This is a genomic window from Aestuariivirga sp. (genome assembly GCF_044238155.1).
Classification (GTDB): Bacteria; Pseudomonadota; Alphaproteobacteria; order Rhizobiales; family Aestuariivirgaceae; genus Aestuariivirga.
The window spans coordinates 1-3,635 of record NZ_JBIIDX010000220.1 but is presented as its reverse complement, the minus strand read 5'-3'; the positions used below and the strand labels follow the sequence as shown (position 1 = coordinate 3,635).

The 3,635-nt window shown below is 53.9% G+C and carries 5 protein-coding genes; 2 read left to right on the top strand and 3 right to left on the bottom strand.

Annotated elements, in window-relative coordinates:
- Together ACILRN_RS16195 and ACILRN_RS16190 are read left to right on the top strand one after the other, a co-directional pair.
- A partial coding sequence (locus ACILRN_RS16195) for an aminotransferase class I/II-fold pyridoxal phosphate-dependent enzyme (protein WP_395689997.1) occupies positions 1-501 on the top strand: 501 nt, incomplete at its 5' end.
- A gap of 59 nt (positions 502-560) precedes the next feature.
- The gene (locus tag ACILRN_RS16190) at positions 561-968 is read left to right on the top strand and encodes a DUF2177 family protein (protein ID WP_395689996.1); all 408 of its coding nucleotides are present in this window, start codon (positions 561-563) and stop codon (positions 966-968) included.
- On the opposite strand, the gene ACILRN_RS16185 is transcribed toward ACILRN_RS16190, so the two are convergent.
- The 3 genes from ACILRN_RS16185 to ACILRN_RS16175 are packed head-to-tail and all read right to left on the bottom strand — an operon-like array spanning position 969 to position 3,504.
- Positions 969-1,304 carry a carboxymuconolactone decarboxylase family protein gene (locus ACILRN_RS16185; protein WP_395689998.1) on the bottom strand — a complete coding sequence of 112 codons (336 nt, stop codon included), beginning with the start codon at positions 1,302-1,304 and terminating at the stop codon, positions 969-971. It abuts the gene before it with no gap.
- 43 nt (positions 1,305-1,347) lie between these two features.
- The gene (locus tag ACILRN_RS16180) at positions 1,348-2,466 is read right to left on the bottom strand and encodes an acetoin dehydrogenase dihydrolipoyllysine-residue acetyltransferase subunit (RefSeq protein ID WP_395689995.1); all 1,119 of its coding nucleotides are present in this window, start codon (positions 2,464-2,466) and stop codon (positions 1,348-1,350) included.
- A 30-nt stretch (positions 2,467-2,496) separates the two neighbouring features.
- Positions 2,497-3,504: an alpha-ketoacid dehydrogenase subunit beta gene (locus tag ACILRN_RS16175; RefSeq protein WP_395689994.1), complete on the bottom strand. Its 1,008-nt coding sequence runs from the start codon at positions 3,502-3,504 to the stop codon at positions 2,497-2,499.
- Positions 3,505-3,635 lie beyond the last annotated feature (131 nt).

Sequence of the window (3,635 nt, the reverse complement as noted above, 5' to 3'; positions counted from 1 at the left end):
ACAGTAATTGAGGGAACGCTTGGCAAGGCCTTCGGTGTAGTGGGCGGCTATATCACTGGTTCGACGGCACTTTGCGACTTCGTCAGGAGCTTTGCCTCAGGCTTCATTTTCACGACAGCCCTGCCTCCTGCAGTTGCTGCGGGCGCCTCAGCGTCGATCCGCCACCTCAAGACCAGCGAATTTGAACGCATCCGACATAAAGAGCGCGTGGCCAAGCTACGGCGCAAACTCGACCAAGCTGGTGTTCCTTACAAAGCCAACTCCAGCCACATTGTGCCAGTGATGGTTGGCGATCCTAAAAAGTGCAAGTGGATCAGTGATATACTTCTTGAGCGCTATGGCATCTACATACAACCCATCAACTACCCAACAGTGCCACGCGGCACCGAGAGACTTCGAATAACCCCGACGCCACTGCATACGGATACGGATATTGATCACCTGGTGCAGGCGCTGTCTGAGCTCTGGTCGCAATGTGCTCTGGCCCGCGCGGTCGCATGATGCAACTGATCCTGCAGCCTTCAAGGACTTAGAAGGTATTCTCAAGAGGAGCTTTCTCAATGCTGCACTGGCTAGGCTTGTGGTTCATCGCAGCGGTTCTCTTCTTGCTGATCGACATGGTTTGGCTGCTATATCTCGGTCGCGATTTCTATGTGTCTGAAATAGGTCAACTCCTGCGCCAGCCACCAAACTTCGCCGCGGCCGGCGGTTTTTATCTGCTTTACGTGACGGGTCTCATGATCATGGTAATCTGGCCGGCAGTAGAAGCCCAATCTGCATTGCGCGGCTTACTCTACGGCGCACTCTTGGGACTTGTCGCTTATGGCACCTATGACCTTACGAATCTTGCCGTCATGAAGGGGTTCTCGACAAAAATTGCTCTGATTGACATGGCGTGGGGAACGATACTCACCGGATCTGTTGCAGCGCTCACCGTAGCAATATCAACGAGACTTTTCCCTAACTGATCACGCCAACTGATCGAAGAACTCAATGGCCTTAGCCGCATAGACTGCACCTGGACCGCCCGCCATCTCGACTGAAACGGCCATCAACTCGATAAGCTCATCTCGCGTCGCGCCATGCTTCTTGGCAGCCGCAACGTGATACACGATGCAATCTTCACAACCTGTTGCGACAGCAATGGCAACGGCCGTTAGCTCCTTCATTGCAGGGGAAACCTTACCTGCACGGCTGGCAGCAGTTGCGAGGCCATTGAACGCCATCATCGTCTGCTTGTCTGCCTTGAACAGCCCCATTAAGCGCCCATTCACAGCTTCAAGCTTTTCCCTTGCATCAGCCATTTGCAACTCTCCTTTAACGCCTCGCACCCTAGTTCTTTCCTGATCAAGGATTGGTTGAAGCGATATGACCTCTGATCAGTCCGTTTACCTCGCTCGACTTCTCCATGTAGACCATATGTCCCGCGCCCTCAATCACGTGAACCTTGGCTCCTGGCAAATTAACCGCATGGGCGACCGGAATAATCTGATCGTCCTTACCCCAAATGATCAAGGTGCGCGGTACTTGTCCACCAAGCTCTGCCGCAGGCATGTCCTGTTGACGCCGGCCAGCAAACAATGCCACCGAAAGTTCCTTCAGAAGATCACTTACACCGTCGAGTCGCTTGTACTTCAGAACATCGTCGACGAGTTGTCGGCTTACCAGATTCTTATCGGCAAAAAGCTTCTCCAATACTGGCTTGAGGTCCTTGCGGCTTTGCGCGGCAACGAACTCGTCTACATAGCTGCCAATTTCCTGCCCAAGCCCGGCAGAACAGATGAGCGTTAACGTTCTGATCTTTTCTGGATGCTGAGTTGCCATTCTCAATCCAATGGCACCTCCCATTGAATGGCCAACCACATGCGCACTCTGAATACCAAGGCTCGCCATGAACTCCCACACTGACGCGACGAGCGAATTTAGGCTTGGATTGTCGAGCTTCTTCGTTGACTGTCCATGCCCAGGCAAGTCAAGCGCATAGACAGTCGCAACCTCGGCAAGAGGGTCGAGATTGAAAAGCCAGCCATCAAGATCACCACCAAATCCATGAATGAGGATCAATATCTCTGATCCTGTGCCACGCTTTACATAGCGCAGCCGGCCAGCTCCAGTATCCACGAATTCGTACTTGGGTCCCTGCTCCTCCTCGCCCTCTTCACCTGCAGGGACGACATAAGCCGCGACGAAAGCATCAATCTCTGTTTCCGGCACTGACGCGTCAGCAATTACTCCGAGCAACGTTTTGACTGGGTAGACCGTATCTGGCTGACCGACACGTCGTCTCAACACGCCGGCCTCGCTTGCTTCGACTGATCCCGCAATCTTATCGGTTTCCACTTCAAGTATGGCATCGCCCGGATTGATCGTCGAACCATCCTCCAACAGCCATCCTGTCACCTTTCCCTCTTTCATGGAGAGGCCCCACTTGGGCATGACGATTGGCTTGATGCGGGTATCTGTCATGGTCAAATCCTTAATTGGTTCGCTCGCGCATCAGTGCGCCATGGAGGTCTTTACAGCCTTGGCAATGCTATCGACCGAGGGGATGTAGAGATCCTCAAGCACCGGTGAGAACGGAACCGGCGTGTGGGGAGCCGTCACCATTTGAATCGGTCCCTTCAAAGCCTTGAAGCAATGCTGCGCAACCATTGCAGACACGTCGGCAGCTATCGAGCAACGCGGATTGGCCTCATCGACGCAGATGACATGTCCTGTCTTTTCTGCACTGTCAATGACCGTATCCCAGTCGATCGGTGACAGTGTCCGGAGATCAATCACCTCGCAATCGATACCCTGCTTTGCCAGGCTATCAGCCGCTTCCATCGAACGGTTAACCATCATTCCATAGGTGACGATCGTGGCGTGCTTGCCCTCACGTACGACATTGGCCTCGCCAAAGGGAATGGTATACGACTCAGCCGGCACGTCTGCTTCCAGGCCGTACAGATTTTTATGCTCACAGAAGATCACAGGATCATTATCACGGATCGACTGGATCAATAACCCCTTCGCATCATAAGCGTTGGACGGACATACCACCTTAAGCCCGGGAATATGAACAAAAAGCGGCGTCAGCATCTGACTGTGCTGGGCTGCTGCACGAAAACCGGCGCCAACCATGGCCCGGATCACCACAGGCGTTTCAGCCTTGCCCCCGAACATATACTTGAACTTTGCGGCCTGATTGAAGATCTGGTCGAAACAGACACCCATGAAGTCAAGGAACATCAGTTCAGCAACAGGCCGCATTCCGCAGGCAGCGGCTCCTATTGCGGCCCCGATATAGGCAGATTCCGAGAGCGGCGTATCCAGCAGTCGTCCCCGGTGCTTGGCGTTCAGCCCTTTCGTGACGCCGAGCACGCCACCCCATGCATCCTCCTCACCCTGACCACCGGCACCACCAACGATGTCCTCACCCATTACAATCACTCGGGGATCCCGGGCCATTTCCTGATCAAGCGCCTCGTTGAGTGCCTGACGCATGCTGATCTTGCGTGCCATATCTATATCTCCTTCGGATCAGTAGCTGACATATACGTCGGTGACGAGATCTGCTGCCGTTGGTAACGGCGCAGACTTGGCAAAAGCCACAGCCTGCTCGATTTCGGATATGACCTCGCGGTCAATAAGCT